Here is a 17,028-nt window from a genome sequence, read left to right on the forward strand (position 1 = left end):
TTTCAGCACGGAGCGCCTGCAGGCTTTTCGATCGTATCCCCATGCTGCAAGCAAGCATAAACTATGACGTAACGTAAGAGTCAATACCTTTTCGGAAACCTCTTGTTCGTTACGTAGCGTCATGTAATAAGCTTGCCCGTACAGCACGTAAACGCGATGCGAGGATGCCCATGATCGATTCGATGTACACCGTTGGCGAGCTTGCCGACAAAATGAAAGTCTCCGTACGAACCCTGCAATACTACGATCGGCAGGGCCTGCTCAAGCCTTCCGCGTACTCGGAAGGAGGTCGGCGCCTCTACGGCCCGAAAGATGCCGTAAGGCTGCAGCACATTCTTTCGCTCAAGTTCATCGGGCTTTCGCTCGACGAAATAAAGCAGCAGCTCTCGGCAGAGTCCGATGCAGCACATGCTCGCCAGCTTCTCGATCGTCAGATCGCGATCACCGAAATGCAGATAGCGCGGCTGAAGGAAGCCCTCGTCACGCTGAAATTCGTGGCCGAAGAGATCGGAGGCGAATCGGAGATCGATTTCGAGCGAGTCGCCGATGCGATTTTCGCCGTCCGCACCGTAGAGGAGCGCGATTGGCCCGCTCTCGACGAGTTCGGAAGCGAGCTCAAATCCCACATAGAGGCGCGGGCTGAACGCGACGAGCAGTTCATGCTCCGCCTTGCACAGCGTTTCGAAGCCGTTTCGAACCGCATGTACGAGCTGTCGCAGGCGGGAGCCGATCCCGCAGGCCCCGAAGGCCGAGCGGCGGCGCAGGCGATGTGGGCGATGATCGAGGACTTCACCGAAGGCGACATGGGCCTGCTTCCCCAACTCATGGAGTTCGGCCAAAGCAAAGAGAACTGGCCCGACGAAATGCGCGGACGGCAGGAGGCCATCGACGACTTCATGGGAAGATCGCTCTTTTCGTATCTCGAAGAGCAGGCGGCCGAACTCGACTTCGGGCAAGCCGGAGAAGACGAAGAGAGGCAGGACGGCCGCGAAGGCGCGCAACCGACGTCCGGGCCGAGGAAGGAAAACGCATGAATGCGATCGTGAACGTCAGGAACCTGACCAAAAGCTATGGCCAGAACCGCGTGCTGAGAGGCGTATCGTTTCAGGTAGCGCGCGGCGAGGTGTTCGCGCTGCTCGGCGTGAACGGCGCGGGCAAGACGACGACGATCGAATGCATCGAGGGCCTACGGCGCGCCGACGGGGGAACCGTCGAACTCGGCGGATCGCTCGGGGTGCAGCTGCAAGCCTCGAGCATCGTCGCCGAATGCACGGTCAAAGAGGCCGTATCGCTGTTCTGCCTCTGGAACAAGACGCCCACCGCGCCAACGCTCGCCCTATTCGACCTCGAGCAGCTGAAAAGCAAGCGCTACGGATCGCTTTCGGTCGGCCAGAAGAAAAGGCTCCACGTAGCGCTCGCCCTCATCGGCGATCCCGACATCGTCGTACTCGACGAACCGACCGCAGGGCTCGACATCGAAGGTCGGCTGCAGCTCCACGACGAGATCAGGGCCATGCGGGCGGCAGGCAAGACGGTACTCCTCGCAAGCCACGATATGGCCGAAGTCGAAGAGCTCTGCGACACGCTCGCGATCCTGCGCGACGGCCGCATTGCGTTTTGCGGAACTCCGGCCGAGCTGAAAAGCGAAGTAGGCCGGATCGCCACCATCGCCGTGCGGGCCTCGGGCGAGGCTTTGCCGCGCCTCGTTCGAACGTGCAGCTACTGCGGGGAAGATGGCGGCTACAGCGTGTTTCGCGCAAGCAATCTTGGCGAAGCCCTGTTCGAGATCGCTTCGATCGCACGCACGCACGGACTCGAGATACTCGACGTTCGAACCGAACGCGCGAGCCTCGAGGAGCGGTTCATGGAAATATCCAAGGGAGGAGATGCGGCATGAAGGCGTTCGCGTACGGGGTTTGGCTCCAGTGGAAAATAGATTTCAGGAAAAAAGACGTCCTCATGATGTACTACATCATGCCGCTCGCCTTCTTTCTGTTCATGGGCGGCATCTTCTCGTCGATCGACCCGGACATGAAGGAGACGCTCGCCTATGCGATGACGGTGTTCGCCGTGTGCGCGGGAGCGTTCGTGGGCGTGCCGACGTCGATCATCGGGTTCTTCGGAACCGATATGCGCAAGGCCTACCGGATCGGCGGCGTGCCCCCGTGGACGGCGGCTGCCAACGGGTTCGTCTCGGCATGCGCCCATCTGCTCGTCGTATCGTGCGTCATCGCCGCGCTCTCCCCGATCACCTTCGGAGCCGAGCCCGTCGCCGAAGCGCTGCCGTTTCTCGGCGTGGCACTCTGCTTCATGGCTGCCGCCGTTTCAATCGGGGTGTTTCTCGGGCTGCTGTTCAAAAGCCAAGCGAAGCTTTCGGTAGTCGCCATGATGCTCTTCCTCGTAAGCATCATGCTCTCGGGCATCATGCTGCCCGATCAGTTCCTCCCCGAAGCCATGCGCACGATCGGGGGCCTCCTCCCCTCGCGGTGGGCGTTCAATGCCTTCTCGGGCGAGAACGTGGTGCAAAACGTCTTGCTCATGGTAGGGTTGTTCGGGGTGTTCGCGCTCGCAAGCGCCCTGCGCATAAAGGCGATCGGGCGCACGGAGTAGGGCGGTCGGGGGGAGCACCGCCGCATCGGTCTACTTCAGGGCAAGCTCTCTCAAAACCGCCCGCCCGTCGCGCTGCTCTGAACTCACGCAGCGCAGCCAAACCCTAACCTCTCACCTCGGTCTGTTCGACCCGATCCACCAGATCCTGTTTGCTGTGCACGCCGAGCTTCGCATAGAGGTGCTTCACGTGGCCGCGCACCGTGTTCTCGGAGATGAAGAACGCTTCGGCGATATAGGTTTTGCTCCTGCCGCGCGCCATGAGCTCGAGGATCTCGTGCTCGCGGGGCGTGAGCTTCAGCTCCTTGGCGAGCGCCGTGCACCGAAGCGACAACATGTCGGCGGCCTTCTCTTCGTTGAGCGCCTCCTGCTGCGCGCCGAAGCGCTTAGCCGGCGTATCCTCGTCACCTTCGTCGTTCAACTCGGTGAAGATGAGGCGCTTGCCCGCCGACGACTCGTCGAAGAAGAGCAGCGTGACGATCACGAGCAGCCACACGATGGCCGCCATGGCCATCGACGCGTCGGGCGTGATCGCCTGGAGCGATTCGCCGAGGATATCGCCGAGCGAAAACGGCAGCGTGTAGGCGAGCCATCCGGCGGCGAACACCGTGATGGGCTGATACGAGCTGTGGCGCGCGATATCGGCGAGCGCGAGGAACAGGATGATGATCACGAACGTCTGCGCAACGCCGACGAACGTGAACAGGTAGCCGCTCAGCACGTCCTCAAGGTACGGCGTGAATATGAGGGCCGTGGCCATGAGCACGAGCACGAGGTTCCAGATGCGTCCGAACGAGAGGCCCCGCTTGAACGCCACGACCCACGCCAGCAACGCCAGCGCCACGACGATCTCGCCCGCATGCTTGGCGACGATGGCCACGACCCCGGTCGAAGCCAACTGCGCAAGCGGCATCGACTGGATAACACCCACCGTGAAGCTGTACACGGCGATACCGAATCCCACACGCCACAGCGACATGATGGTGCGGCTGTTGTAATAGCGGTACGGCTCGAGCGCAGGGCGTACCGACGCGGTCGAGCGGTACAACGTGACGTATGCAACGATCGGCATGCACACGAGCACCACCGTAGCGGGCACCGGGGGAAGCAGGTCGACGACGGTCTTCGCAAGCGACCCGAGCGCCATGGTCAGAAGCACGAGCGGGGCCGCGTAGTGGATATCGAGTTCGGCGTAGAACTCCGCCCACCGAGCGTAGGTCCACCCCACGCTCACGCCGCCGAGGACAGCTCCCAAAAACGTGGTCGACGCGCCCGAAAACGGCAAGGGGAAAGTCAAGAAGAACGCCGCGCACGCCATGCAGACCGCGGACGCAACGTCAACGCGGCGCTTCGTGCGCTCCGCAAGCGGCTTCGCGCGTTCGACGAAGACCATCGCCACGAGCGACACCGACAGCACCAGGTACATCACCGTCATAAGCGGCATGCCCTCGGCGGGGATCGCGCGATGCGTGGAGCAGTAGATCCATATATGGATGCACATCAGCCCGAGATTGCACGGCTGTACCGTCTTGAAGAACCGCATGCTGCTCCCGCCTACGCCCGCATAAACAACATGCCCGATTGTACCATTTCGGCTTCCCCCGATCGATGCCGCCGAAAACGGCCCCATAAAGGCAATAAGACCCGTTTCGGGTGGCATGAAAACCGCATTCGACCCGTTTGGGGTTCTTATCGGATCCATCCTGCGTCCATACGATTGGCGTGCGGTGACAATCCGCCGCAAAACGAGGAAGAGAATCAATAAGGAGGTACGATGAAAACCGAACAGGGAACGGCGAGCATGCCGAAACCGCACGGAAGCAAGAACAAAGCTACGCTCGCGCGCGTTTTCGCCCTCGCACTCAGCATGATGCTGGTGTTCTCGGGCCTGATCGCCTGCAGCCCCAGCAGCAACGGGGGCAACGGCGGCAATAGCGGCTCGAACGAGGCCGCGTCCGAGCAGAGCTACACGCCCGGCACCTATACCGGCACCGGCACGGGCAATGGCGGCGACATCACCGTAGAAGTGACGTTCAGCGAAGACGCCATCACCGATATCAAGGTGGTCTCCCAATCGGAAACTGAAACCGTGGCAGCGGAAGCGCTTGAGACCATCCCCGCTTCCATAATCGAGTATCAGAGCCTCGGCGTCGACACGATGTCGGGCGCTACCATGTCGAGCCTCGGGCTCGTAGCCGCCATCACCGACTGCGTCGAGCAGGCAGGCGGCAACGTGAGCCAACTCAAGAAGGTTCCCGCACAGGAGAAGTCGACCGAGACGGTCGAAAAAGAAGCCGACGCCATCGTGGTCGGCGGCGGCGGTGCGGGCATGGCAGCCGCCATCCGCCTGCAGGAGCTCGGCAAGAACGTCATCTTGGTCGAGAAAACCTACCGCCTCGGCGGATCGATCTCCGTGAGCGGCGGCAACCAGGTTGTCACGGGCAGCAAGCTTCAGGCCGAAGCGGGCGTTACCGATGACAGCGCCGAATCGATGGTCGAGGACTTCCAGAAGAACGGTGAGGACATCTGCGTGCCCGAGCTCATCGAGCTCTACGCGAACAACGTCGGCGAAACCACCGACTGGATCCACGAGTACGCCGGCGTCGAGTACAACATGGAAGGCGGCCTGCACGACCTGGCCGAGTACTCCCACGATCGCGAGCTCGCCTACGCGGGCGGCGGCGCGGGCGCTACCGAATCGCTTCGCCAGGCCGTGAAGGATTCCGGAGCCGACGTGCTGCTCGACACGACCGCCGAGAGCCTCATCGAAGAGAACGGCAAGGTCGTGGGCGTGAACGCTGTCGGCAAAGACGGCACCACGTACGTTCTCAAAGCCGATTCCGTCGTGCTCGCCACGGGCGGCTACGGCAACAGCGACGAATATCTGACCGAGGAGCTTCAGAACTCGCTCTACTACGGCCTCATGGGATCCACCGGCGACGGCCTCACCATGGCGACCGCCGAGGGCATCGATGCCGATACGCGCCTCATGGAATACGCCAAGCTCTATCCCAACGGCGCTGAGGTTTCCCCGGGCCGTGCCAAGTCCACGATCGACGGCAACCTGCTCGTATGGCCGATGAGCACGATCCTCGTGAACGCCGAGGGCGAGCGTGTCGTGAACGAGAAGGCATCCAACCACGAAATCCTCGAAGTCGAACTCGAGCAGACCGATTCGATGCTCTACCTCTTGATGGACCAAGAGAACTTCGACGTATGGAGCACCAAGCTCAAGGATACCGGCTTCAACACGCAGGCCGTCGAGGGCTACCTTGAGGCCAACGGTTCCACCACCCCCATCTTCGCACACGGCGATACGATCGAAGAGCTCGCCGGCGTGCTCGGCATGGATCCTGCAACGCTCCAGGCCACGGTCGACGCCTACAACGCGGGCGTCGATGCGGGAACCGACGAGTTCGGACGGACGGGCGAGTATCTCCAGATGAAGATCGGCGAAGGCCCCTACTACCTCGTCGAGCAGAAGCCGCGCTACGCCACCACCATGGGCGGTCTCGTAGTGAACGATTCGCTGCAGGTCATGAACAAGAGCGGCGAGCCCATCGAGGGTCTGTACGCTTCGGGCGAAGTCGTCGGCGGCGTTATGGGATCGAACTCCCCCTCCGGCGCGAACAACGGCTGGGCACTCACTTCCGGCAAGCTTGCCGCCGAAGCCATCGCAGAGAACTAGAAACACCCGAGTGAGCCGAGGTGCCCCGATGCTAACCCGCAGAAACTTCATCTCGCTTGCTGCTCTCGCCACCCTTGGGGCGGGCCTCGTACCCGCGCTCGGCGGCTGCACCTCAGCGGCCGCCAGCGCGGCGGGACTCGCCCCCGCAGACGGGAAAGCACATTCTTGCAACGAAGCCGCTACGCTCGACGTCTTTCTGTTCGATACGCTGGTGAGCATCGAGGCGTATTGCCCCGAAAGCCTGCTCGGCCAGGTAGAGAAGCGGCTCATCTACTTCGAGAACATCTTTTCGAAAACGGTCGCCGGAAGCGATGTCGACCTCATCAACAACGCCGCAGGCGATTCGGTTGCCGTGCACCCTGAAACGGCCGACATCATCGCGCGGGCGCTCTCCTACAGCGAGGAGTCAAACGGGCTGTTCGACATCACCATCGGCGGCGTTGTGGCGTTGTGGGATTTCAAAGCGGGCATCGTGCCCGAAGAGCAGGCGCTCGCCGAAGCGCTCGCTCACGTGGACTACCGCGCCGTCGATCTCGACGGCGAGACGGTACGCGTATGCGACCCCCTTGCGCGAATCGATCTCGGCGGCATCGCCAAAGGCTACATCGCCGACGACATAGCGCGGATGCTGCGGGAGAACGGCTGCGAAAACGCGCTCGTCAACTTGGGCGGAAACACCTATGCGCTCGGACGACGACCCGATGGGTCGGTCTGGAACGTTGGCCTGCAGGATCCCAACGAGGCGCGGGGAACCGCATTCGCCGCTGTTCCCGTTACCGACAAATCAGTGGTGGCAAGCGGCATCAACGAACGCAGCTTCGTGCAGGACGGCCGAACGTACCACCATCTGCTCGACCCTGCAACCGGCATGCCCGCCGACAACGGCCTCGCAAGCGTCACCATCGTGAGCGCATCCTCGCTCGACGGCGACGCGTGCACAACGACCGCGTTCTTGCTCGGCGCCGAGGCCGGCATGGCATTCATCGAATCGCACGACGGGCTCGAGGCGCTGTTCATCGAAACCGGAGGAACCGCAAGCGCCTCGTCGGGAATGGTGACGGAGCAAACCCGATGAGCATCGATCCCGCAAACGAGAGAAAGGAAGCCGCAATGGCCGCACCCGACACCAGCATGCGCACCGCACCCGTAGATTCGTCCGCCGCCGAAAACAGCGCTGCATCTCCTTATGCATCCGTCGTCGCAAGAAGACAATCGCATCGCAGCCTGCTGTTCGTTGCGGGGCTCCTCGTCATTGCGATCGCCGCATGGGGCTGCATGCAAATCGCATTCGCAGCCAACGCCGACGACCGAATAGCCGTCATTACCGACAGCGAGGGGGCTACGCAGCGAATCCCCCTCAGCGAAAACGGCAGCTACCCCGTCGAGACCGCCCTCGGCACGAACGTCGTAGCCATCGAGAACGGCGAGGTGCATATGGATTCAGCCGACTGCCCCGGTCACGACTGCATCAACCAAGGCGCCATCGGCAGCGCAGGCGAGATCATCGTGTGCCTGCCCCACAAGCTCATCGTAAGCATCGAGGGCGGCACCGACGAAGGCGCATCGGCGATCGACACCGTGGCAAGCTAGCCGCCGTACATTGGGAGGAAATCATGAGCGGAAAAACGAAACAACTGGCCTACATCGCCCTCTTCGCAGCACTTACCCTGGTGCTCGGATACCTTGAAGCGACAATACCCGTCCCCATAACGATTCCCGGAGTGAAGCTCGGCCTCGCCAACATAGCGGTGCTCATTGCGCTCTATCTGATGGGACCCCGCTGGGCGTTTGCCGTCATGCTCCTCAAAGTAGGCGTGACCTCCCTTATAATCGGCGCTCCTTCGATGGCGGTATACAGCCTTGCGGGAAGTGTGCTCGCCTATCTCGGCATGTACGCAGCGTGGCGTTTCGGCAAGCTTTCGCTTGTCGCCGTCAGCGTGATTGCAGCGCTGCTGCACAACATGGGCCAGCTTTGCGTTGCCGTAGCGATCATGCAGACGCCCGCGCTCTTCGTCAACCTGCCCGTCATGGTGATCGCCGCCTGCATTACGGGTATTGCAACGGGGACGATCGCATTCGGAGTGCTGAGAGCGCTTCCCCCCTTGCAGGCAACCGCTAGCGGCCGCAGCAAGACCGCACCCGGCGATCGCAGCAAAACAGCCGATCGACTGGCAAATCGACACGCTGCTGCAATCGCCGCGAAACGCTCATAGGTTCGCAGGAGGCAAGCCATGAGCGCGAACATCACCATCGGACAGTACGTAGCGGGCACAAGCATCGTTCACCGCACCGACGCGCGCGTTAAGCTCGTTCTCGTCATCGCGTATGCGGTCGCGCTGTTCCTCTCGACCGGTTGGATCGGCATCTGCATCTGCGGCGCGCTCGGCGCCCTTGGCTACGTCGCCGCGAACATCCCGGCAAAGCTCGCCGTACGGAGCCTCAAGCCGGTCCTGTTCATTCTGCTGTTCACGGTGGCGCTCAACGCCTTCACTTTCAACGCCGGATCGGGCGACGGAGCGCCTGCGAGCACAGGAACCATCGCGCTTGCTGGAACGTTCGGCATCAGCCTTCAGGGCGTCGAGAACGGTGTTTTCTTCGCGCTGCGCATCGTGTTCCTTATTGCCGCAACTTCGCTTCTCACCTACACGACCCCGCTTATCGATATCGTCGATGCGGTCCGCTCGCTTTTGCGTCCGCTCGCCCGCCTCAAGGTGCCCGTTGAAGACGTGGCCGTCGTATGCGCATTGACGATCCGATTCATTCCCTCGACCGTCGAGGAAGCAGAGTGCATCATGAAGGCGCAAAGGGCACGGGGGCTGCGCTTCGACGAAGGAAGCCTGCTCACGCGGGCCAAAGCTTGGGTGCCGATCATCACGCCGCTGTTCATCAACCTGTTCAGGCGCGCTGATACGCTCGCCTGCGCCATGGATGCCCGCTGCTACACCGGTGCCGCACGCACGCACCTTAGCATCGCGCGGATGAGGCGGAGCGATTCGCTCGCTGGAGCCCTCGGAGTCGCACTGCTTGCCTGCGTCGCGGTGTTTCTGTAAAGGCACGCTTACGGCTTGCCCAGACGCATTCGCTGGTTGCCACGATACACGCGGCTCGATCACAAGATGCAAGATAGGTATCGGCAAGCATGGCAGATGCCGCAGAATAAACCTTTGCCGATCCGAGCTTCCCATCCAGGCCTCACGTTTCGCAACACGCGGAACGTGGCACAAAATTGGAGGTATGGCAATTTGATAATATGCTACATACCTAGTTTTTGAATGCTTGCCAAAAAACTCCTGGTCAGAAAAAATCTTCCATGCACTTTACTAATTAGTAATATACTATATTTTGCCATACCTCGAAATTTATGCCAGATTTCAGCAACGCGCGACTGGAGCGCCGCCTCCGACGGGGCAGATATGCCCGGCCCTGAACATCTCGCCGCGGAAAACGCAACCCGCGCCGCACAAGGCCTATTCGTCTTGCAGCTCCATATGCAACAGAGGAAACGGCCTTCCCTGCCCGTCGATTTCGGAGCGGCCGACCACCGCGAAGCCCATGTGCTCGTAGAATCCACGGGCACCGGGGTTTCCTTCGTTCACATCGAGCCTGCGAGCGCCAAGCGTTTTGGTCGCATAGTTGAGCAACCGCCTGCCCACCCCCGCGCCGAACAGCTCAGGGGATACGAACAACATCTCGATCATGTCGCCTTCAACCCCGAGAAAGCCCACGGGCTTACCCGCATCGTCAAACACGACCACCAGCGTGTCGACCGCCGATAGGGCTTGCCGTACCTGCGGGCGCAGCTCGTCAATGTCCGACTCCGCAAGGAACAGGTGCGTAGGGCGAATCGATGCCTCCCATACGGCGGCAACGGCGCGCACAAGCTCTTCGGTACGCTCGCCTTTTGCGACGGTTTCCATTTCCATTGTGTCCTCTTCCCTAAAACGGCACGCGGCCGTTCAACATGTCCTACAATACCTTTTGGTTCGATTATCGCACACTACACGAGAAAGCCCAGACCATGCTTTTCAGTTTCTTAGCCGTCGCCGCAGGAGGCGCCATCGGGGCGGCTGGCCGTTACGGTGTCGCCCTGGCGACACAGGCGCTCATCCCCTCGGAACATGCGCTCGCAGGATTTCCCGTGGCGACGATTTTCGTCAACATCGTCAACATCGTCGGGTGCTTCGTGATCGGCTTTGCCTCGCATTTCTTCATGCAAGCCGATTTTCCCACGAGCGGCTCGTGGAAGCTCTTCTGCATAACCGGCATCCTCGGTGGTTTCACCACCTTCTCGACGTTCAGCCTCGAGAGCATCGACCTCCTTCAATCGGGAGCAACGGGCTTGGGTGCGCTCTATATCGGGCTGAGCCTCGCCCTCTGCCTCGTAGGCGTTTTTGCGGGACGCCTCCTAGCGCAGATCATCTGGAAGGCGTAACGCCGTGCGCAGAGCCAAAAACCTCGCGATCAATTTTATCCGGGGATTCTGCATGGCGCTGGCCGATAGCGTGCCAGGCGTTTCCGGCGGAACAATCGCGTTTCTGCTCGGATTCTACGATCGGTTCATCGGCTCGCTCGACGATCTGTTCCATGGAAAGAAAAACGATCGGCTCGAAGCGATCAGGTTTCTCGCCAAACTCGCCATCGGCTGGATCGTCGGTTTCGGCATATCGGCCGCCGTGCTCACGAGCTTTTTCGATTCGCATATCTACGAGGTGAGCTCGCTGTTCATGGGCTTCATCGTGTTTGCCATACCCGTTGTTGCGCTCGAGGAAAAGCGATCGCTGCAAGGCCGCTGGGGCAACCTCGCCTTTACGGTTGCGGGCATTGCGCTCGTCGTCGCCGTCACGCTGCTCAATCCCGCATCGGGTGCAGGCGTGAACGTGGCCATCGAACACCTCGATTTCGGACTCGTCGCCTACGTGTTCTTCGCCGCCATGATAGCCATCTCGGCCATGGTGCTGCCGGGCATCTCGGGTTCGACGCTGCTGCTGATATTCGGGCTCTACGTGCCCATCATGGGCGCAGTGCGCAGCGTCATGGGATTCGACTTCGCCTACGCACCCATCCTGGGCGTGTTCGTTCTGGGCGTCGTATGCGGCGTTCTACTGTTCGTGAGACTCATCCGATTCTGCCTGCGCCGCTACCGATCGCAGACGATCTACTGCATCGTCGGCATGATGATCGGCTCGCTGTACTCGATCACGCAGGGGCCGCTCACGCTTGCCTCGCCGATGCCCGCCATGGGATTGGGTCAGTTCAGCGTCCTGTTCTTCCTTATCGGCGGCGCCGTTGTCGCAGGGCTGCAACTGCTCAAGAGAAAGCTCGACGACACCCCCGGCGAAAACCACAAGGATCGCTAACCCGCAACGCTTCCGATAGTCGGAAAAGCGCTCGTATCCGGCGATTCCGCTGATCGGAAACCCGATTCCGACGATCGCGCGGACTCGCGCATGCCGCGCGTTTTCGCCGACGGTTGCGTTGAGGCCCAAAACCCTCGGGGGCACGTGCCGACAATTATCGTTCAGCGTCGAAGAACGCCTTGAGCTCGGCTTTCCGCTCGGGCGACAGGTTCTTTTTCGGAATGCCCTGCACCGCGCCCTCGAGGCCGTAGAGCATATGGAGGCATACGCCCGGATCGATGGTCTTCACCCGCAGCCACGCCTGCTCGGCACCGGCTTCGATCAATGCTTCCGCCGTATCGATGCCGACCTCGGTCAGCTGCTGTTCGGCATGGGCGCCGATGTTGGGAAGTTCGCTCAATTTCATGGCTCACCTCGCCTTTCCTACTGCTTCTTTGAGTTTGGACAGATCGGTCTCGTCGGGGTGGCTGCTCGCACGATCGAAGTTCTCGATGAGAAACCGCGCCTTCGCCTCTTCGTCGGAATCCGAGAGCATCGCCTCGTAGCGCGTGCGCACGCTCGACGGCATCCTGCCTTGGCACATGAATTCCCCGATGATGCGCGCGCTCTTCGGCACATGTTCCCTCACTCGGGCAAGAATGCCATCGAAGTAATCCTGGCTTTCACCGAATCCAGCGGTGCCGAACAGGAACACTTCCTTGCCCGCAAGGCCGCCTAGAAACTCAGCGATCGCATCGGGGCAAGTACCGCGGTTGGTCCAGAACCCCACGTATACCCGCTTCGCCTCGACCACGTCATGCGGCGCGATCATCATAGTGGAGCCGAAGTTGACGCACTCCTCGGGGTCGAGCGCTTCGCGTACGGCTTGCGCGAGCTCCTGGGTGTTTCCCGTCGTACTCGCAAACGTAATAAGGTACTTCATAGCCATCTCCTATCGCCCTCATCATAGCAGCGCGCAAGGGGAAAGGCAGCACCCTCAACCGAACCGTCACGCGACGTTCAAAACGCCGCATCGAACGGCTCGGACACCGAGACGAAAGCCCGTCCGCGCGAAAGCTCTGAGAGCTTTTCTTCGAGGGGGGCCTGCGTCCCGTCGAGCATGCGAAAGACAAGCGCCACCTCATCGGAAAAATCACTGCGCTCGACCTTGGCCCCGCATGCATCCGCAATGCGGATCGCCTGTTCATAGAGGGAATACGGCACCGCAGTACTCACATCGACGCACCTCGACACCACCACGAGTCGCGCAGCCTCGACAGCGGCTTGCGCAGATGCCGTATAGGCGCGTACGAGCCCGCCCGTCCCGAGAAGGGTGCCGCCGAAGTAGCGGGTGGTTACCACGACGACGTCGGTAAGCCCCGCATGTACTACGACTTCGAGCGTCGGAAGCCCCGCGGTCTTCTGAGGCTCGCCATCGTCCGAGTAGCGCACGCGCCCGCCTTCGCGCAAAACGTAAGCATAGACGTTGTGGCGCGCCATGCGGTTGGCCGCCTTGATCGCTTCGACGAACGCCAGCGCTTCATCCTCGGTTTCGGCGTGCGAGAGAGACGAGATGAAGCGGCTCTTCTTCTCGGTAACCTCGGCAACGGCCAGCCCGTCGACGGTTGTGTAGGATTGATCGGTCATGCTACCGGCGTACGGCTTTCGGCACCCTAGAGGAGCGCCCGTTCCCAATCGGCTTCGCGAAAGCCCGTCAGCACGAAATCGTCGCCTACGACGATCGGGCGCTTCACGAGCATGCCGTTCGTTGCCAAAAGCCCGTAGGCCTCATCATCGGGCATGCCCGCATCGAGCTTCTCTCTGATGTTCTGCTCGCGGTACAGCATACCGCTCGTATTGAAGAATCGCCTGAGGGGAAGCCCGCTTTTCGCATGCCAGGCTTTGAGCTCCACTGCCGTGGGATTGTTGATGACGATATCCCGCTCGGTGTATGCGATGCCGTGATCGTCGAGCCACTTCTTGGCCTTTTTGCTCGTCGAGCATTTCGGGTACCAGATGAATACGATATCCGCCATAGGATCTCCTTCCGTTTGAATCCATCATAGCAAAGTCGATCGGCGTTGCGCGGAAAACGAGCGCTGCCGCCGCAAACCGGACCGTCCGATTCGCGAAGCACTCCTGCCGCCCGCCGCACCGACGCTGCCACAGCCGATCGCACCCGCCCTAACGCGTTATCAACAAGTCGTTCGCAATCGAAGACCGAAACGGCGGCGATGCGTATACTGGATACCAGTAAACGACCAGGAGGGCACCATGATCTTCTACTTCACCGGCACGGGCAACTCGCTCGCTACGGCGCAGGTACTCGGCGACGAGACCAACGATACGATCGTCGACATCGGCAAGGCGTACAAGTACAAGCAGTTCGACTTCACGATGATCCAGGGGCAGAACCTCGGATTCGTATTTCCCGTCTACGCGTGGACGACGCCGCCGATCATCGACGCCTTTCTGAAAAAGGCGCGCTTCACCGGCCGCGACGGTAAGCCGTTCATGCCAGGATACTGTTATGTGGTGCTCTCTTGCGGAGCGTTCGTGGGCAACACGGCGCGGTTCTTCGCCGACGAGCTTCGACGCACCCAAGGCATCAACCTCGATGCCTCGTTCAGCGTGAAATCAGTCGGTAACTGCACCTATCTCTACGCACCCGCCGAGGGCAGGAAACGCGAGAAGCTCCTCGACGACGCCCTCGCGAAATCGTTTCGCGTCGCCGAAGACGTCAAGCAGCGCGCCGCCGTGCGCAAGGAAACCCGAAATCCGTTCGGCCTGATCATGTCCAAATTTACCGAAAGCGAAGAAAAACCCCGCTCAACGGCGGAGTTCTACACGCTCGAAACCTGCATCGGCTGCGGACGCTGTGCCGACAACTGCCCCACGAACACCATCACCATCATCGACGGAAGGCCGCGCTGGGCCGAGATGGGCTGCACGCAATGCCTCGGCTGCCTTCACCGCTGTCCGTTCCATTCGATTCAGTACGGCAAGAAGACCGAAGCGCGCGGGCGCTACGTAAACCCCGTGCTGGCCGGCTGATCGGCGGGCGGCATGAGAGCGCTCATTCAGCGAGTATCGGAAGCTCGAGTGGACGTCGACGGTAAAACGGTCGGCTCTATCGGGAAGGGTCTCGTGATCTTTCTCGGCGTCGGCCACGGCGACACCGAGGCGCAGGCGGAGAAACTCTGGGCGAAAACAGCCAAGCTTCGCATATTCGAAGACGACGAGGGCAAGACGAACCTTTCGCTTTCCGACGTGCGCGGCGAAGTGCTCGTTGTATCCCAGTTCACGCTGTTCGCCAACTGCAAGAAGGGAAACCGCCCTTCGTTCACCGAAGCGGGTGCGCCCGACGAGGCGAAGCGCCTCTACGAATACTTCGCCGATCTCGCCCGCGCAGATGTGCCGCACGTAGATACCGGCGTGTTCGCCGCCATGATGGACGTGAAGCTCGTCAACGAGGGGCCGTTTACGCTCTGGCTCGATACCGATTCGTTGTAGAACCCGCAGATCCGCCCGTCCCGCTATCGCCTTTTCTTTCGCTGCCGCGCTTCTTTCCGACCGCATTCTTGGCCGATACGCCGGGTCGCGGCGGAAACACATAGCCGCACAGAGCACACGCGGTTGCACCGGGTTCGTTTTCCTGCCAGCAGCTCGGGCAAGTTTGCATGCTGAACTTCGGCCTGCATTTACCGCAACCGCAACATGGATAGCACACGACCTTCCTCCTTTAAGCGCGGGGGCGGGCCCCGAAGAAGCCCGCCCCCGAAACGATTCGATCCAACTGCGATAAGGTATTCGAATCCCTTACTTCTCGGCCATCTTCTTCCGGTAGATGCTGCGCCATGCAAACGAAATGCCGAGAGCCACAACCGATACGCCGCCCATGACCATAGCCGCCATCATGAACGATGAGGCGTCGAGCACCATGCCCACTACCGTGGGGATAACCAACGTACCCATGTTCTGGCCGAGCACGATAACGGCGTTCGCCGAACCCACGGTGTCTTTAGAGCGCGCCGTCATGGGAGCGACGGCAAAGAAAGCGGTGGGGGCGGCACCGAGCACGCAACCGATGAAGAACGCGATCACGTAGGTAGCTTCCAGGGGAAGGTCGATGCTGAACCACAGGAACAGGCCGATGGCAGCCAGCACGATATTGACGATCAGAACAAGGCCCTTATCCTTGGCCTTTGCGAACACGAAGCCCATGATGACCGCACCGACAAGCAGGCCGATCGAAGCGATGAACGAGCAGAGATTCGCCGCGCCGTAGTCGTAGCCGAGCGCAACGTTCAAATACGTGATGGTAAAGCTGTTGAACGCATCGGTCGCGCCACCCACGAGAAAGAACATGAGCGCAGCAAGAATGGGCAGCGGCGCCAGATACCCCCATAAAACCCCGTGCTTTTCATCGGACTCGACCGTCGACCCATCGTCGAGGAAAAGGTCTTGCCTGTCTTCGTCGGCGGGCATGCCCACGCAGATGGCAACCATGAGCAGAGCCAAAACCGCACCGATGAGCGCAAAGACCCACATACCCGACCAATCGGATACGGCGAGGATCGGATTGGCGGCACCGGTGCAGATGAGCATGCCGACGCCTACGTTCGCACCCCACACACCGTAAGCCAGACCGCGTTTTGCAGGAGCGTACCAAGCCGAAATGATTACCGGCCCGCCCGTCATTACGGCACCGTAGCCGAAGCCCTCCATAACGCGGGAAACCAACAACCCCGCATCGCTTGTCCAAAACAGGCTCAGCACGTTGCCGACGATCGAAACCACAAGAGCGATGCTCACGATCTTGCGGGCGCCAAAGCGATCGATGAGCGTTCCGCCAACCAGGCCCATGACGATAGCCGCAACGGAGAACGAGGTCATCAGCAGGCCCTGCATGGTATACGACAAGCCCAAAACCTCGATCATCGACGGCTGCGATGGCGGCACTTTGCCGTATTCGAAACTGATCAGGATACTGGCTACGATGATGGCCCATACGGGAATCCAAGCATGCTTCTTCATATAGACCGCTCCTCTACTTCGTCTCGGCTGGACGGAAAATGCTCTGCTTGGGCTTTTCGGCAAGCTTTGCAGCGAGCTCGTCTACGGGACCGTATTCGATGCACTTCGCCTGGCAGTGGTGCACGCACGTCGGAACCTTGCCTTTGCCAACGCGCTCAGCGCACAGATCGCACTGGTCGGTAGGGACGGGCAGATACGTGTACTGCCACGTTTTGGGAGCATACTCCCAAGGCCCCACCTCGACAAGTTTTATCCCCCATTGGTCAACGGGAAACCCATGCTCCATCTGACAGGCGACCTCACAGGTATGGCACCCGGTGCACCACTCGTAATCAATAAGCAAACCGTATGCGGTCATAA

The 17,028-nt window shown here is 60.8% G+C and carries 20 protein-coding genes; 12 read left to right on the forward strand and 8 right to left on the reverse strand.

Annotated features, from left to right (window positions below; all coding sequences use genetic code 11):
* The first annotated feature begins 170 nt into the window (after positions 1-170).
* From C1722_RS12590 to C1722_RS12600, 3 genes are read left to right on the forward strand one after another with little or no spacing between them, the layout of a single operon-like run.
* On the forward strand, positions 171-1,034 hold the full coding sequence (locus tag C1722_RS12590) for a MerR family transcriptional regulator (RefSeq protein ID WP_180995241.1): 864 nt from the start codon (positions 171-173) through the stop codon (positions 1,032-1,034).
* A complete protein-coding gene (locus tag C1722_RS12595) occupies positions 1,031-1,897 on the forward strand; it encodes an ABC transporter ATP-binding protein (RefSeq protein WP_102379730.1) in 867 nt (288 codons plus the stop codon). The genes C1722_RS12590 and C1722_RS12595 overlap by 4 nt, the downstream gene beginning before the upstream one ends.
* Positions 1,894-2,610, forward strand: coding sequence for an ABC transporter permease (locus tag C1722_RS12600; protein WP_102379731.1), 717 nt, complete (start codon positions 1,894-1,896; stop codon positions 2,608-2,610). The genes C1722_RS12595 and C1722_RS12600 overlap by 4 nt, the downstream gene beginning before the upstream one ends.
* A 103-nt stretch (positions 2,611-2,713) precedes the next feature.
* Here C1722_RS12600 and C1722_RS12605 read toward each other — a convergent pair whose 3' ends face one another.
* Positions 2,714-4,150: a helix-turn-helix transcriptional regulator gene (locus C1722_RS12605; RefSeq protein WP_180995242.1), complete on the reverse strand. Its 1,437-nt coding sequence runs from the start codon at positions 4,148-4,150 to the stop codon at positions 2,714-2,716.
* Positions 4,151-4,381: 231 nt separating this feature from the next.
* Here C1722_RS12605 and C1722_RS12610 point away from each other — a divergent pair, with 231 nt between their 5' ends.
* Genes C1722_RS12610 through C1722_RS12630 form a run of 5 tightly spaced genes read left to right on the forward strand, consistent with a single transcriptional unit; the run spans position 4,382 to position 9,345 of the window.
* Positions 4,382-6,295: an FAD-dependent oxidoreductase gene (locus C1722_RS12610; protein WP_219724314.1), complete on the forward strand. Its 1,914-nt coding sequence runs from the start codon at positions 4,382-4,384 to the stop codon at positions 6,293-6,295.
* A gap of 28 nt (positions 6,296-6,323) precedes the next feature.
* Positions 6,324-7,370 (forward strand): FAD:protein FMN transferase, encoded by a 1,047-nt coding sequence (locus C1722_RS12615; protein WP_102379733.1) that lies wholly within the window; start codon positions 6,324-6,326, stop codon positions 7,368-7,370.
* A gap of 35 nt (positions 7,371-7,405) precedes the next feature.
* On the forward strand, positions 7,406-7,885 hold the full coding sequence (locus C1722_RS12620) for a NusG domain II-containing protein (protein ID WP_180995243.1): 480 nt from the start codon (positions 7,406-7,408) through the stop codon (positions 7,883-7,885).
* 23 nt (positions 7,886-7,908) lie between these two features.
* Positions 7,909-8,508 carry a Gx transporter family protein gene (locus tag C1722_RS12625; RefSeq protein WP_102379735.1) on the forward strand — a complete coding sequence of 200 codons (600 nt, stop codon included), beginning with the start codon at positions 7,909-7,911 and terminating at the stop codon, positions 8,506-8,508.
* Positions 8,509-8,526: 18 nt separating this feature from the next.
* Positions 8,527-9,345, forward strand: coding sequence for an energy-coupling factor transporter transmembrane component T family protein (locus tag C1722_RS12630; RefSeq protein WP_102379736.1), 819 nt, complete (start codon positions 8,527-8,529; stop codon positions 9,343-9,345).
* Between the two features lie 417 nt (positions 9,346-9,762).
* Here C1722_RS12630 and C1722_RS12635 read toward each other — a convergent pair whose 3' ends face one another.
* Positions 9,763-10,218, reverse strand: a complete 456-nt coding sequence (locus tag C1722_RS12635) for a GNAT family N-acetyltransferase (RefSeq protein ID WP_102379737.1) — start codon at positions 10,216-10,218, stop codon at positions 9,763-9,765.
* 95 nt (positions 10,219-10,313) lie between these two features.
* On the opposite strand from C1722_RS12635, the gene crcB reads away from it, so the two are divergent.
* Entirely contained in the window at positions 10,314-10,727 is a 414-nt protein-coding gene (gene crcB / locus C1722_RS12640) for a fluoride efflux transporter CrcB (protein WP_102380385.1), read from the forward strand.
* 4 nt (positions 10,728-10,731) lie between these two features.
* On the forward strand, positions 10,732-11,652 hold the full coding sequence (locus tag C1722_RS12645; RefSeq protein ID WP_244902576.1) for a DUF368 domain-containing protein: 921 nt from the start codon (positions 10,732-10,734) through the stop codon (positions 11,650-11,652).
* 154 nt (positions 11,653-11,806) lie between these two features.
* Here C1722_RS12645 and C1722_RS12650 read toward each other — a convergent pair whose 3' ends face one another.
* From C1722_RS12650 to C1722_RS12665, 4 genes are all read right to left on the reverse strand, one after another.
* Complete coding sequence (locus C1722_RS12650) at positions 11,807-12,058, reverse strand: TfoX/Sxy family protein (protein ID WP_102379738.1); 252 nt, start codon at positions 12,056-12,058, stop codon at positions 11,807-11,809.
* A 3-nt stretch (positions 12,059-12,061) separates the two neighbouring features.
* Complete coding sequence (gene bilS, locus C1722_RS12655) at positions 12,062-12,574, reverse strand: flavodoxin family protein BilS (protein WP_102379739.1); 513 nt, start codon at positions 12,572-12,574, stop codon at positions 12,062-12,064.
* Positions 12,575-12,651: 77 nt separating this feature from the next.
* Positions 12,652-13,278, reverse strand: a complete 627-nt coding sequence (locus C1722_RS12660) for an IMPACT family protein (RefSeq protein WP_102379740.1) — start codon at positions 13,276-13,278, stop codon at positions 12,652-12,654.
* 26 nt (positions 13,279-13,304) lie between these two features.
* On the reverse strand, positions 13,305-13,667 hold the full coding sequence (locus C1722_RS12665) for an arsenate reductase family protein (protein WP_102379741.1): 363 nt from the start codon (positions 13,665-13,667) through the stop codon (positions 13,305-13,307).
* 238 nt (positions 13,668-13,905) lie between these two features.
* On the opposite strand from C1722_RS12665, the gene C1722_RS12670 reads away from it, so the two are divergent.
* Both C1722_RS12670 and dtd read left to right on the forward strand, forming a co-directional pair.
* Positions 13,906-14,685: an EFR1 family ferrodoxin gene (locus tag C1722_RS12670; protein WP_102379742.1), complete on the forward strand. Its 780-nt coding sequence runs from the start codon at positions 13,906-13,908 to the stop codon at positions 14,683-14,685.
* Positions 14,686-14,697: 12 nt separating this feature from the next.
* Positions 14,698-15,144: a D-aminoacyl-tRNA deacylase gene (gene dtd / locus C1722_RS12675; RefSeq protein ID WP_102379743.1), complete on the forward strand. Its 447-nt coding sequence runs from the start codon at positions 14,698-14,700 to the stop codon at positions 15,142-15,144.
* Between the two features lie 306 nt (positions 15,145-15,450).
* Here the strand turns inward: dtd and C1722_RS12680 are convergent, their stop codons facing one another.
* Positions 15,451-16,668 (reverse strand): MFS transporter, encoded by a 1,218-nt coding sequence (locus C1722_RS12680; protein WP_102379744.1) that lies wholly within the window; start codon positions 16,666-16,668, stop codon positions 15,451-15,453.
* A 13-nt stretch (positions 16,669-16,681) separates the two neighbouring features.
* On the reverse strand, positions 16,682-17,026 hold the full coding sequence (locus C1722_RS12685) for a 4Fe-4S binding protein (protein WP_102379745.1): 345 nt from the start codon (positions 17,024-17,026) through the stop codon (positions 16,682-16,684).
* Positions 17,027-17,028: the final 2 nt, after the last annotated feature.

This window comes from Raoultibacter timonensis (assembly GCF_900240215.1).
In the GTDB taxonomy this organism is placed as follows: Bacteria; Actinomycetota; Coriobacteriia; order Coriobacteriales; family Eggerthellaceae; genus Raoultibacter; species Raoultibacter timonensis.